Below are 17,751 nucleotides of genomic sequence, written 5' to 3'. Positions count from 1 at the left end.
ACCTGGGCCTCAATAAGACGGAATGGCTACGGGCTGTTTGTTGTCATTGACCGTGGCCATCAGCTTGCCGCTGCTGAAAGCGCCTGCGGGCGGCAAGGCGAAGCGCATCTGTGAACCGGGCAGCACGTATCCCATCAGGCCGGGATTCAGGCTGCGGCCTTGCAGCGTCACTTTCGAGATACGAGCATGCACTGCGCCTTGGTTTCGCACCTCCAGCCAGCGTTCGCTGCTTTGCTGCTGTAGACGATAGCTGAGCTGGGGTTGGCTGGCGGTCGCGTAATCGCGCGGTTTTTCGCTGTCTTGTTTGGTCCAAATGCCTTTGCCGCTGACGAACAGCGGCACCGAGTAGCGCATCTGGAATTTCAGCCCCATCTCCGCGCCGCCGGGAGCGGCGCTCGACGCGGGTTCTTTCACCGGCACTTCATCGACCAAAATGCGGTAGGCGCGCTCCTGTCCCGCCGCCGGGGCCGACTGTTTGATCAGGCGTATCAGTTGGCGTTTGCCTGGCGCGATCGACGCCACCGGCGGGCTGGCGATCACGTCGCTTTGGTTGCTGTAATCGTCTTTGCCGGCGGTTTGCTGCCAACCCAGCACGCGAATTTGCATATAGACCGGTTTGCTGTCGCGATTTTCCAGCCACAGCGCGGTGGCCTGCTGTTGATCTTCAATCACCGGATCGATCGGCCAAATGAGAATGGAAGCCGCGGCCAGGGCGTGCTGTTGGCTTGCCAGGAGCAAGGCTGCCGTTAACGGCAGTCGGAAGGGTATGCGCATAACTCAATCCTTATTGCAAAAAACTTAATAAGTGACCGTCAACAAGACCGTATCGCTGTAAACGCCACTGGTGGGCAGGGTACTGGTCGAAAACAGACGGGCGTAAACTTTGATTTCTTGCGTGCTGCCAGTGGCGGCGACGGTCTGCGCCGCGCCGCCGTTGGCGCCATCTCCCCAAAGGGTGGCGTAGTTGCTGTCTTGATAAAGTTGATACAGCAGCGTTTCCGACGTGACGGCATTTTGTAATTTTCTGCCGCCGGCGATGGATCCGGTCACGTGATTGCCGACGCCGAGGGCCAGCGTAACGCTCAGCCCCGGGTTGCAGCGAAACAGCACCGAACCGGCACCGCTGCTGGAGACGATGCTGACTGCGTTGCTCAGCGAGGACAACTGGCCGAAGTTCAGTGTGCCGAAGGTGGTCACGTCACTGACGCCGCTGCCCAATACGCAGCCTTTTACCACGGTTGCATTGACGGTGAACGGCTGGCTTTTGGTCAAGTCGTTGACGCCGGTATCGCTTTGGGCCGGGGAAAGCGGCAGGCAGAACAGCAAACCGCAAATGAAAGCGCGCATCGTCATTACCAATTGATCGTGACCTGTACCGTATCGGTGTAGCTGCCTGTCGGGGGTGTGGCCTGCGCCGGGATCATGCCATAGACCGGCAGCCAGTTGTCCGTACCGTTGGCGGTTTGTGACACGCCCGTCAGATTATCCCAAATGGTGCTGTGGGCGGCGTTGGTGTACAGGTTGTAATTCACCCGTTGGCCTGCCGCGCTTTGCAGGTAGCGGGCAGCGGTATTGCCGCTTTGCCCGCCGCCAAGCAGAACGCTGTAGCTGGTGCCGTTGGTGCATTTCACCCGAATGGCGCCGGCGTTTTGCTGCCCGGCGACGCTGGTTGCGGTGCTGAGAAAATACAGCGTGCCGAAATTCAGCGTGCCGAAGCTGACGTTGCCACCTGAGCTGCTGCCGGCCTCACAGGCGCTGAGCAAGGTCGCGCTGACGCCGAGGGTCGCGGTTTTACTGTCGGCCTGCGCCAACAGGCTGCACGCCCATAATCCGCAGCAGCAAAGCGCGCGCCGCACCGTTACCAGGTGACCGTCATCGTGACGGTGTCGTTATAGGTGTCCGCCGCCGGGGTAGATCCGGCCGCCGGTACGCGGCCATAGACGATCAGCGGAACAGCGGCGCCGGTGCCGGTGCCGGTCCGCGCGTTGGCGCCGCTGCCCCAGGCGGTGGTGCGTGCGGCATCCTGGTACAGGTTATAACTGATGAATGCGCCTGCCGTGCTGGCCATGCGGCGTTGGGTGCCTGAAGTGACGTGGAGCCCGTTGTCCAGCGCCACCGTGTAGTCTGTGCCGGTGGTGCAGGTCAATGACAGCGTACCGGCCCCCCCTGCGCCGGTGGCGCTGGCGTCGATGATGTTGGCCAGTGAAGAGTAAGTGCCGAAGCTGATGGAGCCGAAGTCGTTGACGGAACCACTGCTGTTGCCGCCTCCCACGACGCAACCGGCGCCGATGGTCAGCGTCACGCCTAACGTGCCTTGAATGGTGCCTGCTGCGTTAGCCGCGCCGTTGGCGCACAGCAGGGTTGCTACCGAGGTCAATGCCATCAGAGTTTTTTTCATCTTATATTCCTTGCCGTATGAGAGAAAGCCCGCAAAGACGCCACCCAGAGGTGGGTTGAACGTATTCATTTAGCTGCACTTTAATTAATAGAATAAGAATCGGGAATTGTCTTGATGAAAACGAGAAACTTTTTATTCTCATTCCCCGGCTGACGGGGCTCGCAGGCGAGGTATAGCGATAAAGTGAAATGATTAGAATAATAACGAACGGCGATGGGAATATTATTAGCGTTATTTTATCGCCGGGGAGTTTCATTCCCCGGCGCGGTATTGTTTACAGGTGGAAATCCAGTGCGCCATCCCGCACCAGCTCGCGCGGCAGGTTATTCTTGATACGGCTGCCAATGCGTTTGGCGATGCCCAGAGGTTGCCCCTGATAGGTGACGATGCACTCGTCGCCCGCCGGTGGCTGCTCAGGGTAGAGATCGCGGCCGTGATACCACTCCTGGGCCAGCGCGGCGTCCAGCTCGAAATGCTGTTTGCCGCCGGCGCCCGCGAGGGCGATCGCCGCTTCGTGCTGCCAACGGAAACCTTTCGGGAAACGCTCCGCCAGCTTGAGACCGATGCGCGAGAAGCGCACCTTGCCGAACAGCGGCTCCAGCTCGGCCGGGAACAGCCAGATTTCCTTATCGCGCTCCCACAGCCGGCTGTCATCGCCCCAGGTTAAGCCGGATGCGGCGGCGGCTTGGGCGACCAGCGCCGCCTCTTTGCCGGACAGTGGGCTGAACGGAAACTTACCGATTTTATAGGTCGGTTTCGGCAACGGTGCCACGGCGTGCTGTTTGCGCAGACGGGCGACGAAAAACCCTTCGCTGTCGTAAATCTGCGGGAAGACGTGCAGAAAACCTTCGGCGGTCAATGCCTTGTCAGCGCCGGGAAACAGCTTGCCCAGCGGTTCGACGCTGACCGCGTCGCCGTAGGTGTCCAGCAACCAACGCACCACCTGCTGATTTTCCTGCGCATTGAGGGTACAGGTGGAGTAAACCATCACGCCGCCTGGCGCCAGCGCATGGAACGCGCTGTCGATCAGCTCGCGTTGGGTGGCGGCGATTTCGGTCACGCTTTCCGGCGACCAGTTGCTCATGGCGTCCGGATCCTTGCGTACCACGCCTTCGCCGGAGCAGGGGGCATCGAGCAGAATGGCGTCGAAGCTCTCCGGCAGCGCGGCGCCGAACACCCGGCCGTCGAAGTGGGTCAGCGCGGTGTTCTTCACGCCGCAGCGGCTGATATTGGCGTGCAGCACTTTCACCCGGCTGGCGGAGTATTCGTTGGCGACGATGCCGCCCTGGTTGCCCATCAACGCGGCGATCTGGGTGGTTTTGGATCCCGGCGCCGCCGCCACGTCCAGCACGCGATTCGGCGCCGCGTCGCCGGCGAACAGCGCGCTGACCGGCAACATCGAACTGGCCTCCTGAATGTAGAACAGACCGCTCAGGTGTTCGGCGGCGCTGCCTAATCGCAGCTCTTCATCGTCGCGTTCGATCCAGAACCCTTCCGCGCACCAGGGAATGGGCTCCAGTCGCCAGTCGTAATCCTGCACCAGCACCAGGAAGTCGGCGACGCTGATTTTCAGCGTGTTGACGCGCAGACTGCGGCGCAGCGGGCGCTGACAGGCGGCGATAAAATCTTCCATCGCCAGCTCGGCGGGCATGATGGCGCGGGTGGCGTCAAGGAAAGCGGGGGGCAGAAAAACGGCGGTGGATTTGGCCACGGGGCGAACTCTCAGGGTGCAATAAAGACAAGGGCGAGAGTTTATCACAAAGCGGAAAAAAACAGGGCCCGGCATTGCCGGGCCCTGAGGGAAACGCGAAAGTTAATCGCGCGGAATGGCGGTGCCCCAGGTTTTCCAGTCCTTCGGCTCTTCCGGATTCAGCAGGAAGTGCTTGTTCGGCGTCGCTTTCGGCGCCAGCGGAATAGTCGGCGGGGTGGCGAAGGCGATACCGCCGCGGATGAACTGCTGGAAGGTGCCGCTCTTGATCACGCCGCCGGTCAGGCCGAACTGCAGGTTGTAACCCGACGCCAGCCAGAACACGCTGTTGTTGCGCACCAGATGCTGATACTTCTTGCTGATGCGCAGCGCGACGTGCACCCGGTCGGACATGGCGCCAAGGTAGAAACCGGTGATGGTGCCGACCTCCACGCCGCGGAACAGCACCGGCGTGCCGATCTGCAGCGAGCCGGTTTCGGCGGCGTCGAGCACCACGCTCAGGCCGTCCAGATAGCGCGAGTCGGTGATGCTGGCCTGCTGCAGCTCGAAGGTGCGCAGCTCGCGGCCGCGCCCCGGCTCCACGTTGATATAAGGCTGGAGCAGGGTATCGAGGTTGCTGACGCCGGCGGCGGAGATCTCCGGCGAGACGATCGAGAAGCGGCTGCCGAGGCGCGCGAAGGTCTGCACGTATTCCGGATACAGCACCGCCTTGGCCAACACTTCGTTGCGCTCCGGCGCCAGCTGCAGCGACTCCACCTGGCCGACGTCGATGCCGAGGTAGCGCAGCGGCATACCCGCCGACAGCTTGCTGGCGTCGTAGGTTTTCAGCGTGATTTGGCTGCCCACCGCGCGGGCGGCGGTTTCGCTGGCGTACAGCACGCGGTTGGCGCCCTTGTTCAGCGTCACGCCCTGTAGATTATCGAAGCTGATGGCACCTTTCAGCGCGCGGTTGAGCGGCGAAGCCTGCACCGTCAGGCCGCTGCCGTTGAGCTGCACCTTGGCGCCGCCTTCGGCCCAGAAGATGCTTTCGCGCGTCAGCAGCTTGCGGTATTCCGGGCTGATGTAGACGTCCACCTCAAACTCGTTGGCCTTCGGCCGAACGTTGACGATCTCGCCCACCTGGAATTTGCGATACAGCACTACCGAGCCGGCCTGCACGTCCGGCAGGCTGGTGGCGCTGAGGGTCAGGGTGGTGGCGGGGGCGTTGCCGACGATGCCTTCCTCGGCTTTTTCGCTGTTGGCGTACAGCGGGTATTGGCCGCCAGGTTCCCCCTTGCTGCCGGGAATAATGCGCACGCCGCCGTCTACCCACTCCTGCGCGCTGGCACCGAGCACTTCCATGCCGTCGATGCCCAGCTTGACGTCGAGGCGGCTGTTGACCACGAATTTGCTGTCTTTGTGCAGCAGGCCGCGGTACTGCGCGTCGATGGCGGCGGTGAATACCACGCCGCCGGCGGTCAGCGTGCGGCTCAGGATTTGGCCGACTTTCACGCCGTGCACCACCAGCGGCTGCCCGACGTCGATGCCGTAGCTTTGCGGCGCATTCAGCGTAACGGTCAGCACGCCAGGCTGTTGCAACAGCGTTTCGCTGCTGTCCAGCACGTTGAAGCGCTGCTGCGGCTCGCCTTCGCCCGGTACCAGCTCCAGCGTGGTGCCGGTCAGCAACTGGCTAAGCTTGGCGTCGTTGAGGCTGATGCGCGGGCTGCGCATCACGATGCGGGTGCCGCTGCGCATCAGATCGACCACCGAAGGATCGATGGTCAGTTCACCGACCACTTTGCTGTCCTGTTGCAACGTCAGCTTGGTCAGGGTGCCGACCTGCAGCCCCTGGTACATCAGCGGCGTGCGGTTTTCGCTCAGGCTGTTGCCGCTCGGCAGATCCAGCAGGATATTGACGCCGCGCTGGCTGTGGGCCAGATCAGGATACAGGATATAGCTCTGATCGCCCTTGGCCTGCTGGCCATCGGCCGGAGAATCGAAGGCAATGGCACCGTTGACCAGCGCCGCCAGGCTCTCCATCTGCACCGTGGCACCGGACAGGCTGAAATCGCCCTTGAAGCCGGAAACGTTCCAGAAGCGGCTGTTGCTCTTCACCAGGTTGGCGAAGCGGCGGTCGATCAGCACGTCGATGGTCACGCCCTTGTTGCCTTCGCTGATGGTGTAGTCATACACCTTGCCGACCGGGATTTTACGGTAATAGACCAGCGAGCCGCTGTTGAGCGAGCCGAGATCGTCGGCGTGCAGGTGAATCATCAGCTCGCCGGTATTCAGGCGGTACTTCGGCTGGGTATCGAGCGCGGTGAAGTGGGTTTGCTCCTTGCCGCTGCCGGGCATCATGCCGATATAGTTGCCGCCGACCAGCGCATCGAGCCCGGATACCCCGGCCAGCGAGGCCTTGGGCGTCACCAGCCAGAACTGGGTACCTTCGCGCAGCGAGTCTTCCAGATCGCTTTTGATACTGGCCTCCACCACGATGCTGCGCAGATCTTTGCTCAGACTGATTTTTTGCACCGTGCCGACCTCAACGCCCTGGTAGCGCACCGGCGTGCGGCCGGCGACGATGCCCGCCGCCGATTGGAAATCGATGGTGACGGTGGTGCCGCGTTCCTGGACATTGTTATAGACCAGCCACCCGGCGATCAGCAGGGCGATGAACGGCAGTAACCAGAACGGTGAAATGCGGCGTTTGTTCTTGACCCGCGCTTCAGTCGGTGTAGTCGGCGTTTCCTGTTGCATGTGCATCCCAAATCAATCGGCTATCGAGCCACTCAACGGCAAGAATAGTCAAAATGACCGCCGAGCCAAAGTAAAACGCGGCCGGTCCCATAGTAAAAGATAACAGCTGGTCGCGGTTTACCAGCGACATCATCAAGGCGATAACGAACAGATCGAGCATCGACCAGCGGCCGATCCAGGTGACCAGACGTAGCAGACGAATGCGCGTCTTCAGGCTGTGCGAAGTTTTGAAGTGGATGCTCAGCAACAGCGTGATCAGCACAATCACCTTGGTAAAAGGCACCAGCACGCTGGCGATGAACACGATGGCGGCGATCGGTACGTTGCCGGAGGTGGCCAGTGAGACCACGCCGGAGAAGATGGTGTCTTCCATCCGCACGCCGTTGGCGTAAATGATGGAAATCGGCAGCAGATTGGCCGGTATCAGCAGGATCATCGCCGCGATCAGCGCCGCCCAGGTTTTCTGCAGGCTGTAGGGCTGGCGGTGGCACATTGGCACATGGCAGCGCGGGCAGCGGCCGCGCGCGTCAGGGTAGCCGGTATAGTGGCAGGACAGGCAAATATGCAGCGCCGCCGGCGGGCCTTCCGGCTGTTCCTGCGGATAGTAACGCTCCCACAGCTGCTCCAGGTTAGCGTGGATCAGCGTCAGGATGCTGAGCACCGTGAGCGACAGGTAGGCGATCAGCGCGCTGCCCGCCTGGATGTCGGCGTAATCCTGCACCTTGATCGCCGCCACCGCCATGCCGATCAGATAAATGTCCAGCATCACCCACTCTTTGAGCCGCTCCAGCATCAGCAGCACCGGGCGCAGGTTCATGCCGAGCGCGTGGCCGAAGCGCAGGTACAGCAGCGACAGCGCCAGCGTCAGCGGGGCGCCGATGGTGCAAAACGCCACCATGCTGGCGGTGAGCGGATCGCCCTGGCGGCTCATCTGCCAGATGCCCTCCAGCAAACTGGCGTCGATGCGCGTGCCGAGCAGGCGGATGCTGATCAGCGGTTCGGTGAAGGCGAACGGCATCAGCAGCAGCATGGTGATCGCCATGGCGGTCAGACGCGTCATCGACCAGTCGCGGCCGTGCACCACCTTGGCGTTACAGCGCGGGCAATAAGCGGCCTGATTGCCGCTGAGCGGCGGCAGCATGAACAGCAGATCGCACTCGCAGCAGCGTTGGTGGCGCGCTTTGGAAAGGGGGGCGGTGATCGCGTGTATTTTCATTTTTGACAAGTAGCTGCCCTTGAGCCCGCCGGAACTGTCAGCGTAGCTGAAAAATAAACCGGCCGCGTCACCGGCGATCGGGCGCCGGACGGTAAAACGAGGTAAACCGGGATTCTGAGCGGCAAACATACCCCGAGCGACGGGGTTTTGTGAAGCAACAGATGATTAACCTTGTGGCTATACGCATTTAATGCTTATTTTATAGGGCCTAAGCTTTGGGCTTCTGGCCATCTTCACTGTTTCAATGGTTAACACATGACAAAAGAACAATTCTACGCGGAATTAAAACGTGACCTGAGCGCGTTGCTCGGCGGGGAAACCAACTTTATCGCGGCGCTGTCCAACGCCAGCGCGTTGCTCAACGAGCGTCTGGATGACGTGAACTGGGTCGGTTTCTATCTGATGGATGGCGACCAACTGGTGCTGGGACCGTTCCAGGGCAAGATCGCCTGCGTGCGCATTCCGGTGGGCAAGGGCGTGTGCGGCACGGCGGTGGCGGAAAATCGCGTGCAGCGCGTCGGCGACGTGCATGCGTTTCCGGGCCATATCGCCTGCGATGCGGCCAGCAACGCGGAAATCGTGCTGCCGCTGGCGGTTGGCGGCCGAGCGATCGGCGTTTTGGATATCGATAGCACGGTTTATCAACGCTTCGACGAACAGGACGAAGCGGGCCTGAAAGCAGTGGTGGCGGGGCTTTGTGAGCAACTGGAACAGTGTGACAGTGCGAAATATGTGACTGTGGCGGCAAGTTGATCGACGGTTAACGTGGCAATTACCGATGGCGTCATTATAATGACGCCTGTTCATGCCTGTGGCTTGTTGGCAATACCGTTGTAATCAGGAAATTTCATGGAAAATCAACCTAAGTTGAACTCTAGTAAAGAAGTCATTGCTTTTCTTGCCGAGCGTTTTCCGCTCTGCTTTAGCGCCGAAGGCGAAGCTCGTCCGCTGAAAATCGGTATTTTTCAGGATTTGGTAGAGCGCGTGCAGGGGGAAGAGAATCTCAGCAAAACGCAATTGCGTTCTGCCCTGCGCCTGTACACCTCAAGCTGGCGTTATCTGTACGGCGTTAAAGTCGGCGCGCAGCGCGTCGATCTGGACGGCAATCCGTGCGGTGAACTGGAACAGCAGCATGTCGATCATGCTCGCCAGCAGCTTGAAGAAGCCAAAGCGCGCGTTCAGGCACAGCGTGCCGAACAAAACGCCAAAAAACGTGAAGCCGCCGGTGAATCCGCCGATGCCGCTCCGCGCCGTCCGCGTCCAGCCGGTAAAAAGCCCGCTGCACGTCGCGAAGGCGGAGCCGCGCCGGAAAACCGCAAGCCGCGCCCACAAACTCGCCCACAGCCCGCTCGCCAACCTCGTGCAGCCAAAGAGGAAAGCCAGCCGCGTTATGCGCCAGTCACGGATATCTCTAAACTGCAAATTGGCCAGGAAATCAAAGTCAGAGCAGGCAAGAGCGCGATGGATGCTACCGTACTCGAAATCGCTAAAGATGGCGTACGTGTGCAGCTCTCTTCCGGTCTGGCGATGATTGTGCGCGCAGAACACTTGCAGTTCTGATACGGAGGCCAACCCAGGCATGAACAAATTCGTCAGATTAACAGCGATTGCAGGGCTGCTGTGGGCGGGTGTCAGTTACGGCGCGGAAACAGCCAACATCCGCATCGGCCAACTGCCCCAACTGCAACAGGAACCCCAGCACGCTACGGTGAGTGAGCGCGTTACCTCGCGCTTCACTCGCTCTCATTACCGCCAGTTCGCCCTCGATGCGGAATTTTCAGGCAAGATCTTCGATCGCTACCTGAACATGCTGGACTACAACCATAACGTGTTGCTGGCCTCCGACGTGGCGCAGTTCGCCGGCAAACGCAATCAGGTTGGCGAAGAGCTGAAAACCGGCAAGCTGGACACCTTCTACGCGCTGTTCAATCTGGCGCAGAAACGCCGTTTCGAGCGTTATACCTATGCGTTGTCGTTGCTGGACAAGCCGATGAACTTCACCGGCAACGGCACTATCGATCTCGACCGCAGCAAAGCGCCGTGGCCGAAAGACAAGGCCGAGCTGGATAGCCTGTGGGATGCGAAAGTCACCTATGACGAGCTGAACCTCAAGTTGACCGGCAAGACCGACAAAGAAATCCACGACACGCTGACCAAACGCTATCAGTTCGCCATCAAGCGCCTGACGCAAAGCAACAGCGAAGACGTCTTCCAGCTGGCGATGAATGCCTTTGCGCATGAAATCGATCCGCATACCAACTATCTGTCTCCGCGCAATACCGAGCAGTTCAACACCGAGATGAGCCTGTCGCTGGAAGGGATCGGCGCGGTGCTGCAGATGGATGATGACTACACCCTGATCAACTCGATGGTGCCGGGCGGCCCGGCGGCGAAGAGCAAGGCGATCACCGTAGGCGATCGCATCGTCGGCGTCGGCCAGGCCGGCAAACCGATGGTGGACGTGATCGGCTGGCGTCTGGACGACGTGGTGTCGCTGATCAAAGGGCCGAAGGGCAGCAAGGTGCGCCTGGAGATCCTGCCGGCCGGCAAGGGCACCAAAACCCGCGTGGTCACCTTGACCCGCGAGCGCATCCGCCTGGAAGACCGCGCGGTGAAAATGACCATCAAGACCGTCGGCAAAGAGAAGGTGGCGGTGTTCGACATCCCTGGCTTCTACGTCGGCTTGACCGATGACGTGAAAGTGCAGCTGCAGAAGATGGCCAAGCAGAACGTCAAGAGCGTGATCATCGATCTGCGCACCAACGGCGGCGGCGCGCTGACTGAAGCGGTGTCGCTGTCCGGCCTGTTCATTCCGAGCGGCCCGGTGGTGCAGGTGCGCGACAACAACGGCAAAGTGCGTGAAGACGCCGACACCGACGGCGTGACCTACTACAAAGGTCCGCTGGTGGTGCTGGTCGATCGCTTCAGCGCCTCCGCCTCCGAAATTTTCGCGGCGGCGATGCAGGATTACGGCCGCGCGCTGATCGTCGGCGAACCGACCTTCGGTAAAGGCACCGTGCAGCAGTACCGTTCGCTGAACCGCATCTACGACCAGATGCTGCGCCCTGAGTGGCCGGCGCTCGGTTCGGTGCAGTACACCATTCAGAAGTTCTACCGCGTCAACGGCGGCAGCACCCAGCGCAAGGGCGTGACGCCGGATATTCTGATGCCGACCGGCGTCGATCCGGCGGAAACCGGCGAAGCGTTTGAAGACAACGCCATGCCGTGGGACAGCATCAATGCGGCGACCTACAGCAAGACCGGCGATATGACGCCGTTCGAGCCGGAACTGCTGAAAGATCACCAGCAGCGCATCGCGCAGAATCCGGAGTTCCAGTACATCGCGCAGGATATCGCGCATTACAAGGCGCTGAAGGATAAACGCAATATCGTGTCCCTCAATCTGGCGGTGCGCGAGAAAGAGAACCACGATGACGATGCGACCCGTCTGAAACGCATCAACGAGCGTCTGGAGCGCGCGGGTAAGAAGCCGCTGAAATCGCTCGACGATCTGCCGAAGGATTACCAGGAGCCGGATCCGTACCTGGATGAAACCGTGCATATCGCGCTGGACCTGGCTCATCTGGAAAAGGATCAGCCTGCTCAGCAGCCAACGCCGGCTAAGTAAGGCCACGGCTTTGCCTGTGAAAAACGCACCCTCGGGTGCGTTTTTTTATGGTTGCGGCAAGCCCGGCTTAAGCCGGTTTCTTGCGGTGACGCAGCCCGAGCTGAATGCAGGAAACCACCACCAGCAGACAGCCGAACAGCGACAGCAGCAGCGGGATCTCATGCCAGAACAGCCAACCCCAGGCGATGTTGAACACGATGCCGATATAGCGCACCACCGAGACCACGATCAGGTTATCGGAAGAGAAGGCCTGGGTTAAGACGACCTGCCCCAACAGCGACACCAGGGCGATGGCGAGCAGAATGGCGAACTGATAGGCGTTGGGCCAAACGAACGCGTTCCACATCAGCGGCAGCGAGATCAGCGTTGCGATGAACAGGAAGTAGAACACGATCTCGTAGTTGTGGTGGCGCTTGCTGAGTTTGTTGACCGACAGATAGGCGATCGAGGCGAACACCGCGCTCATCACGCCGACCAGCGACGCCAGGGTATAGGCCGAGAAGTGCCACGGCCGCACCAGCAGCACGGCGCCGATGATGACCATCGCCAGCCAAAACGCGGTATTGGCGTTGACCCGTTCACGCAGCACCAGCAAGGAGAGCAAAATGGAGAAAAACGGCGACAGATAGGCCAGCATGCTGGCGTCGGCCAGCGTCAGATGGGCGATGCTGTAAAAATAACAAATGAGATACAGCCCGCCCATGGTGCCGCGCAACACCAGCAGCGGCCGGTCTACGCGGCTGAAGGCGATGCGGTGGCGGTACATCAGCAGCAGAACCAGCAGACAGCCGATGCTGCTGCGAAAAAACACGATTTCACCGGTGGGAATAGCGTCGGAGATGGTTTTAACCAGCGCGTTCATGACGCTGAAAATCAACGAGGCAAAAATGGCCAGTAACGCACCCTGATTCATGCTTGCCTCCGCCATTGTCGGTAAATGATGTCCGCCTGCTCGTCGCAGGTATCGTCCAGCAACGAACGATGGCAATGCTCGGCGCCGTTCCGGGTGACGAAGCGCTGCAGCGCCTGCTGAAAGCGCGCCAACAGACGCTGGGCGGCGGGCATCTCGACGTCAAGCCGCTGCGCCAGCAAGACCAGGACGCGCAGTTTGCGCACGTCCTCTTGCGGCACGCGCGGCAGGCGCCAGCGCCCCTGGGCATCCTGGAAGACGCGGGCGACCCTGACGGCGGAAAAATCATAGTAGCGGCCCTGCGCGTCCGGCTCGGAATAGGGGTCGACCAGCAGCGCGGTATAACGCGTAAACAGCGCATAGCATTGCTCCGTCGGCGTGAGCTGCGGGAATTGGTCAATCCAGCGGCGGCTCACCATACGGGGCGGAACCGGGTAGTTGTCGTCATTCAAAAAGCGCAGCAGGTTAATGGCCTCGATGCCGAGCCGGTTGAGCAACTGCTGGTAATCCTGCGAGAGCGCCAGCATGTCGGCGATCGCCTCGGGACAGATGGGGCCCTCGGGGTGGGTTTTATACAGGTACTGGATCGGCGCCTGCGGCTGGAATATCGCCTGCAGCGTGGTTTCGGCCAGCGCCAGCGGAGGATGAACATAATTGGTGATGCTGAAGCGCTCGGCGGCGAGCAGGCTGTTGCAGCGTTGGGCGTCAATGCCGTGACGCGCCAGCAGCGAGCAAAGCCAGTCGAGTTCGGCGCAGTCTGACCTTGCGCCTGCGCCGGCCAGATAAATCCGCTGCTTGAACGCCTTGGTGTAGGCGCGGTAAGGCTGTTCGGCGTTCTGGTACTTGGTGTCGGCGTAGTAGCTCGACAGGCTGATGACCTCGACGTGGGATTGCCCGGCGTCCTGCAGCAGGCTTTGCGCCATCAGGCCGGAGCCGATGGAGGGAGAGAGCAGGATCAGTGAGCGCAGTTGGGGCAACGCCGCCCATGGCACCTGTTGCAGCACGTCATGGTATTGATCGGCGGGGACGGCAAGGATCAGTCGGTGCCAGTCGCCGCCGACCAGTGACAGATCATCGTAATAGCGATCAATCGTCACCTGCGCATCGTCTTGGGTGTGCTGCGCCTTACCGGCGCCCGTCAGCCACAGGCTGGGCGTGTGCGCCAGATGTTGCTTCAGGCGGCGCCCTTTTTCGCTGGGGCGGTTGTACAGGCCGATGCGCGCATTGGCCGCGGCCTTGATGTCCGCAGCCAGTTGGATCGCCGCCGGGCCGGCGCCGAGGATCAGGGTGGGAAAGGCATTATTCATGGCGGTGGGGCTCCAAAATCAACAGATCGTACAGCGGGGTGGCGAGCGGTTTACCGCTGACGCGCCAGGGCGAGCCGGCGGCCTGGTGGTGGTAAGGGCAGTTGAAGATCGACTTGAGGCCGTTGCCATAGCGCACCAGCAATTTGCCGCACTGGGGCAGCAAAGGCCGCAGCGCCTTCAGCAAACCCTGCTTGTCCGCCACCAAAGAGGCGATGATGATGTGATCGATATCGTTGCGCGTCAGGCCGTTCAGCTTGTCGATGCAGGGCATCTGCTGCACCAGCCCCAGGTGGCGCGTGAGCCGGCGGGCAAAACGCTGGGCCGCCGGATCGCAATCGTAGCAAATGACGGTGGCGGAGAGCCTGGCGACCAGCGCCAGCGCCGTGGTGGGCAATGCGCCGCTGCCCACCAGCAGCACCCGTTCGCCGGGTTTAATGTCGGCGGCCGCGATCTCCAACTGCAGCGCGCGGTCGAAACTGTTCAGGTAGGCGTTGGTTTGCGCCGGTTCCCGGCACAGCGCCGAGACGCGATGTTTCTCGTAGTCGCACAACGCGGCGTTGGCTGTCGCCCGCAGTTGGGCGATCTGCGCCGTGATCAAACGGTCGTTTTCCAGTTTTCGACGGTAGGCCTGCAGCTGTGGTTCGTCGTTAAAGGCTTGCAGGCGGCTGAAGCGGCGTTCCAGCAGGGAAAAATGGCGCCGATCTTGCCGGGCGGAGCGGTGTAGCTGGTGAATTTCCTGTTGCAAGCCGGCGAGTTGCGCCAGCATGTCCGCCTTGGTCAGAGTGTACATGGGGATTCTCCGTGTGCGTGTAACAGCTGTGTCGGCAGCAGATAGGGGTAGCCCTGCGGGCTGACGCCGTTTTCGATGCCGACGCCAAATACGCGAGACACCATCGGATGTCCCATCATCTGATGGGTATCGCCGTGGCAAACGACGCGTCCGTGCGCGAGCAGCGTGAGTGAGTGGCAATAGCGCAGCGCCAATCCCAGATCGTGGATCACCAGCAGCGTGATGCAGCGGTGGCGCCGGCCATAGTCGGCGATCTGATTGAGCACGCGCAGCTGGTGGTGGATATCCAGTGCGCTGGTGGGTTCGTCGAGCAAAATGATCTGCGGCTGAGAGACGAAGGCCTGAGCCAGCATCACCAACTGTCGCTGGCCGCCGCTGAGACGGTTGAAGGGGCGATCGGCGAGCGCGGAAATGCCGCATTCCGCCAGCGCCTGTTCGACCGCATCGGCCTGGGCGGCGCTGACGCGCCAGCTCAACTGCCGTACCTTGCCCAGCAGCACCATGTCAAAAGCGGTCAATGCCGAATCGCAGCGATTAAGCTGCGGCACATAGGCGATACGGCTGGTTTTCGGATCGAGAGGGCGTTCGCGGTAAGCGATCTCGCCGCTGGATGGCACCATGCGGTTAATCGCTTTGAGCAGCGTCGATTTGCCGGCGCCGTTGGGGCCGATGATGCCGCCGAGCTGCGCCTCCGGCCAGCTCAATGAAACGTCTGTCAACAGCGAGCGGCGATGCAGCGAGACGCCGACGCGGGTGAGGGTCAGTTGAGTCATGGGCGTTTAACCTGTCGAGTGACGAAGTAAAACAGCACCGGCACGCCGATCAGGGCGATAACGATGCCGATGGGCACCACGCCGTTCGGCATCACCAGCTTGGCGACGATCGAGGCGCACAGCAGCAGCAGGCTGCCGCAGAGGGCGGAAATGCAGATCAGGTAGCGCTGATCCTCACCCACCAGAAAGCGGGCGAAATGCGGGGCGATCAGCCCGACGAACCCGATGGTGCCGACAAACGAGACCGAGGCGGCCGTCAGCAAGGTCGCCAGCAGAAAGGCCAGCTTGCGCAAGGCGCTGACATTGATGCCCAGCCCCTGGGCCTGCTCTTCGCCGGCGGACAGCGCCGTCAGCCGCCAGGCGAGCCGCAGACTGACGAACAGTGCGCACAGCAACACGACGCCGGTGATCGCCACGCCGTGCATATTGGCTTTGAGCAGGCTGCCAAACAGCCAAAAGACAATTTGCTGCATGGCTTCCGGCGAGGCCAGAAACAGCAGCAGCGATTGCAGCGACTGAAAGAAAAACAGCACCACGATGCCGCTCAACACCAATATTTGCGGCGTCATGCCGCGGCGTTGTCCCAGCAGATAGACAGGCACGCAGGCGAGCAACGCCATCAGCGAAGCCAGCAGCGGCGTGCCCAGCGCCAACGCGCCGCCCAGGCTGAAGCCGGTGAGGATCGCCAGCGCCGCGCCGAACCCCGCCGCGGCAGAGATCCCCAGCGTATAGGGGCTGGCGAGGGGATTGGCCAGCACGGTCTGCATCAGCAGGCCCGCCAGCGCCAGGCTGGCGCCGACCACCAGGGCGGTGAGCGTCATCGGCAAGCGAATCGACCAGAAAACCGCCTGATGCAGTGCGTTGCCAGGCGCAGAGCCGGGCCAAAGCATCCGCATGATATCCGTGAGGCCAAGTTGCGCGGCGCCGACGGTGAGATCGATGGCGGTCGCCGCCAGCAGCGCGCCGAGCAGCGCCAGCGTCAGTAGCCCGCGGCGCAGCCTGCGCCGTCGCAAAAACGCACGTCCTGTGTGGGCCACGGTTATTCTCCTTGCCAGCGTTGCAAGAAGACGCCGTCCGCCTCTATCGGCAAATATTGATGGTAGAACTGCGCCAGATTGCGCGCGGGATCAACATCGGCAAACGCGGCGGGATAGAGCGCTTTCGCCAGATACTGGACAAAGATAAAATCGTATATCGTGCGCGCGCCGCCATGGTACAGCGCATAAAGACGCTGATTTTTTACCGCCGGCAGCTGCGGCCATCCCGCCCGCCGGGCGTATTGCGTCAGGCGCGTCTGGAGGGGGGCTGCCTGCGTGCCGTAGCCCATCGGCACGGCGTTCGGCATGTTTTCCCAGTCGCCACCGGCGAGAAAAATCACCTCGGGCCGTTGGGTCAGGACATAGTCGGCGCGCAAGGGGGAAGGGCTGCCGACGACGCCGGCGGCGATATTGTCGGCGCCGGCCAGCTGCAGCAGCGGCCCCCAGATCGATGCGCCATAGCTGCTGCCGTACTCGCCGGGGCCCTTGTCCCCCAGCTCAATGTAGGTGACCGGCGGCGGCAGCTGCGCCTGGCGGATGCGCCGACGGGTATCCTCGAGGCTTTGGCGATATTCGTCGGCCAGCCGTTCCGCTCGCTCGGCGTGGCCCATCGCCTGGCCCATTAACCGGATGCTGGCGAGCTTGACTTCAACGCCCTGATTGAAGTCGACGACGATGTAAGGAATGTTGAGCTGTTGCAGCACCGGCAGGTAGTTGGCGAAGCCGTCGAGCTGCCACTTCGCCAGGATCAGCAGGTCTGGTCGCGTGGTCAGCAGGCGTTCAAAATCGAAGCTCTGGTTATAGAGCGAACCGACATCGACCAGCTGAGCGAGCCGTGGCAGCGCCGCCTGATAGCGCGCCCATTGGCTGGCGCGCAACGCCCAGTCGCTTTTGGAGAAGGCGACGACCTGTTGATAACTCTCCGGGCCGTTCACCGCCAGAAAATCTTCGTAGTAAAAGCCGATATAGGCGCGCTGTGCGGGGGCGGCCAGGGTAACCTGGCGACCTTCAACGTCGGTGAGGTGAATTTCCGCGTGCGCGACCTGGCAGAAAAGCAGCCACGTCGCCAGCATCCAGACGATACGCGATAACATGATTGACATCCCTTTACGATTAGTTGTGATGTTATAATGTAACAATTAATCGCGGGATTCAAACTTTCGTCGCCGCTGAATCAGGCGGGGCATGATGAAACGTGCGGAGCGAATATTGACCTATAAAGCGTGAGGATAACGGTTCTCGTTGTCA

General features: G+C 61.3%; 16 protein-coding genes. 3 read left to right on the top strand and 13 right to left on the bottom strand.

Going from position 1 to position 17,751, the window contains the following annotated elements:
• Nucleotides 1-9: 9 nt before the first annotated feature.
• From ACMGF9_RS13270 to yebS, 7 genes are all read right to left on the bottom strand, one after another.
• Complete coding sequence (locus ACMGF9_RS13270; protein ID WP_031300493.1) at nucleotides 10-774, bottom strand: molecular chaperone; 765 nt, start codon at nucleotides 772-774, stop codon at nucleotides 10-12.
• 24 nt (nucleotides 775-798) lie between these two features.
• Nucleotides 799-1,353 (bottom strand): spore coat U domain-containing protein, encoded by a 555-nt coding sequence (locus tag ACMGF9_RS13265; protein ID WP_131164292.1) that lies wholly within the window; start codon nucleotides 1,351-1,353, stop codon nucleotides 799-801.
• Complete coding sequence (locus tag ACMGF9_RS13260) at nucleotides 1,353-1,856, bottom strand: spore coat U domain-containing protein (RefSeq protein WP_048323104.1); 504 nt, start codon at nucleotides 1,854-1,856, stop codon at nucleotides 1,353-1,355. The genes ACMGF9_RS13265 and ACMGF9_RS13260 overlap by 1 nt, the downstream gene beginning before the upstream one ends.
• A gap of 2 nt (nucleotides 1,857-1,858) precedes the next feature.
• Nucleotides 1,859-2,398, bottom strand: a complete 540-nt coding sequence (locus tag ACMGF9_RS13255; protein WP_015377665.1) for a spore coat U domain-containing protein — start codon at nucleotides 2,396-2,398, stop codon at nucleotides 1,859-1,861.
• A 274-nt stretch (nucleotides 2,399-2,672) separates the two neighbouring features.
• Entirely contained in the window at nucleotides 2,673-4,109 is a 1,437-nt protein-coding gene (rsmF, locus tag ACMGF9_RS13250; RefSeq protein ID WP_080497488.1) for a 16S rRNA (cytosine(1407)-C(5))-methyltransferase RsmF, read from the bottom strand.
• A gap of 102 nt (nucleotides 4,110-4,211) precedes the next feature.
• Nucleotides 4,212-6,842 carry a PqiB family protein gene (locus tag ACMGF9_RS13245; RefSeq protein WP_118892694.1) on the bottom strand — a complete coding sequence of 877 codons (2,631 nt, stop codon included), beginning with the start codon at nucleotides 6,840-6,842 and terminating at the stop codon, nucleotides 4,212-4,214.
• Complete coding sequence (gene yebS / locus ACMGF9_RS13240) at nucleotides 6,811-8,058, bottom strand: membrane integrity lipid transport subunit YebS (protein ID WP_031300492.1); 1,248 nt, start codon at nucleotides 8,056-8,058, stop codon at nucleotides 6,811-6,813. Before yebS ends, ACMGF9_RS13245 begins: the two co-directional genes overlap by 32 nt.
• A gap of 255 nt (nucleotides 8,059-8,313) precedes the next feature.
• Here yebS and ACMGF9_RS13235 point away from each other — a divergent pair, with 255 nt between their 5' ends.
• The 3 genes from ACMGF9_RS13235 to prc all read left to right on the top strand — a co-directional run bounded on the left by ACMGF9_RS13235 (nucleotide 8,314) and on the right by prc (nucleotide 11,686).
• Complete coding sequence (locus tag ACMGF9_RS13235) at nucleotides 8,314-8,811, top strand: GAF domain-containing protein (protein WP_015377669.1); 498 nt, start codon at nucleotides 8,314-8,316, stop codon at nucleotides 8,809-8,811.
• A 96-nt stretch (nucleotides 8,812-8,907) separates the two neighbouring features.
• On the top strand, nucleotides 8,908-9,618 hold the full coding sequence (gene proQ / locus ACMGF9_RS13230; RefSeq protein ID WP_004931497.1) for an RNA chaperone ProQ: 711 nt from the start codon (nucleotides 8,908-8,910) through the stop codon (nucleotides 9,616-9,618).
• A gap of 19 nt (nucleotides 9,619-9,637) precedes the next feature.
• Entirely contained in the window at nucleotides 9,638-11,686 is a 2,049-nt protein-coding gene (gene prc / locus ACMGF9_RS13225) for a carboxy terminal-processing peptidase (RefSeq protein WP_021505504.1), read from the top strand.
• A gap of 67 nt (nucleotides 11,687-11,753) precedes the next feature.
• Here the strand turns inward: prc and ACMGF9_RS13220 are convergent, their stop codons facing one another.
• From ACMGF9_RS13220 to ACMGF9_RS13195, 6 genes are read right to left on the bottom strand one after another with little or no spacing between them, the layout of a single operon-like run.
• Entirely contained in the window at nucleotides 11,754-12,599 is an 846-nt protein-coding gene (locus ACMGF9_RS13220; RefSeq protein WP_004931494.1) for a DMT family transporter, read from the bottom strand.
• The gene (locus ACMGF9_RS13215; protein ID WP_118892101.1) at nucleotides 12,596-13,903 is read right to left on the bottom strand and encodes an opine metallophore biosynthesis dehydrogenase; all 1,308 of its coding nucleotides are present in this window, start codon (nucleotides 13,901-13,903) and stop codon (nucleotides 12,596-12,598) included. Before ACMGF9_RS13215 ends, ACMGF9_RS13220 begins: the two co-directional genes overlap by 4 nt.
• Entirely contained in the window at nucleotides 13,896-14,693 is a 798-nt protein-coding gene (locus tag ACMGF9_RS13210; protein WP_004931490.1) for a nicotianamine synthase family protein, read from the bottom strand. The genes ACMGF9_RS13215 and ACMGF9_RS13210 overlap by 8 nt, the downstream gene beginning before the upstream one ends.
• On the bottom strand, nucleotides 14,681-15,466 hold the full coding sequence (locus tag ACMGF9_RS13205; RefSeq protein ID WP_015377673.1) for an ABC transporter ATP-binding protein: 786 nt from the start codon (nucleotides 15,464-15,466) through the stop codon (nucleotides 14,681-14,683). Before ACMGF9_RS13205 ends, ACMGF9_RS13210 begins: the two co-directional genes overlap by 13 nt.
• On the bottom strand, nucleotides 15,463-16,503 hold the full coding sequence (locus ACMGF9_RS13200; protein ID WP_046898534.1) for a FecCD family ABC transporter permease: 1,041 nt from the start codon (nucleotides 16,501-16,503) through the stop codon (nucleotides 15,463-15,465). Before ACMGF9_RS13200 ends, ACMGF9_RS13205 begins: the two co-directional genes overlap by 4 nt.
• A gap of 2 nt (nucleotides 16,504-16,505) precedes the next feature.
• The gene (locus ACMGF9_RS13195) at nucleotides 16,506-17,597 is read right to left on the bottom strand and encodes an ABC transporter substrate-binding protein (RefSeq protein WP_118892100.1); all 1,092 of its coding nucleotides are present in this window, start codon (nucleotides 17,595-17,597) and stop codon (nucleotides 16,506-16,508) included.
• Nucleotides 17,598-17,751 lie beyond the last annotated feature (154 nt).

This window comes from Serratia sp. BNK-23, from assembly GCF_047456145.1.
In the GTDB taxonomy this organism is placed as follows: Bacteria; Pseudomonadota; Gammaproteobacteria; order Enterobacterales; family Enterobacteriaceae; genus Serratia; species Serratia nematodiphila.
This window is presented reverse-complemented; position numbering and strand designations above follow the sequence as displayed.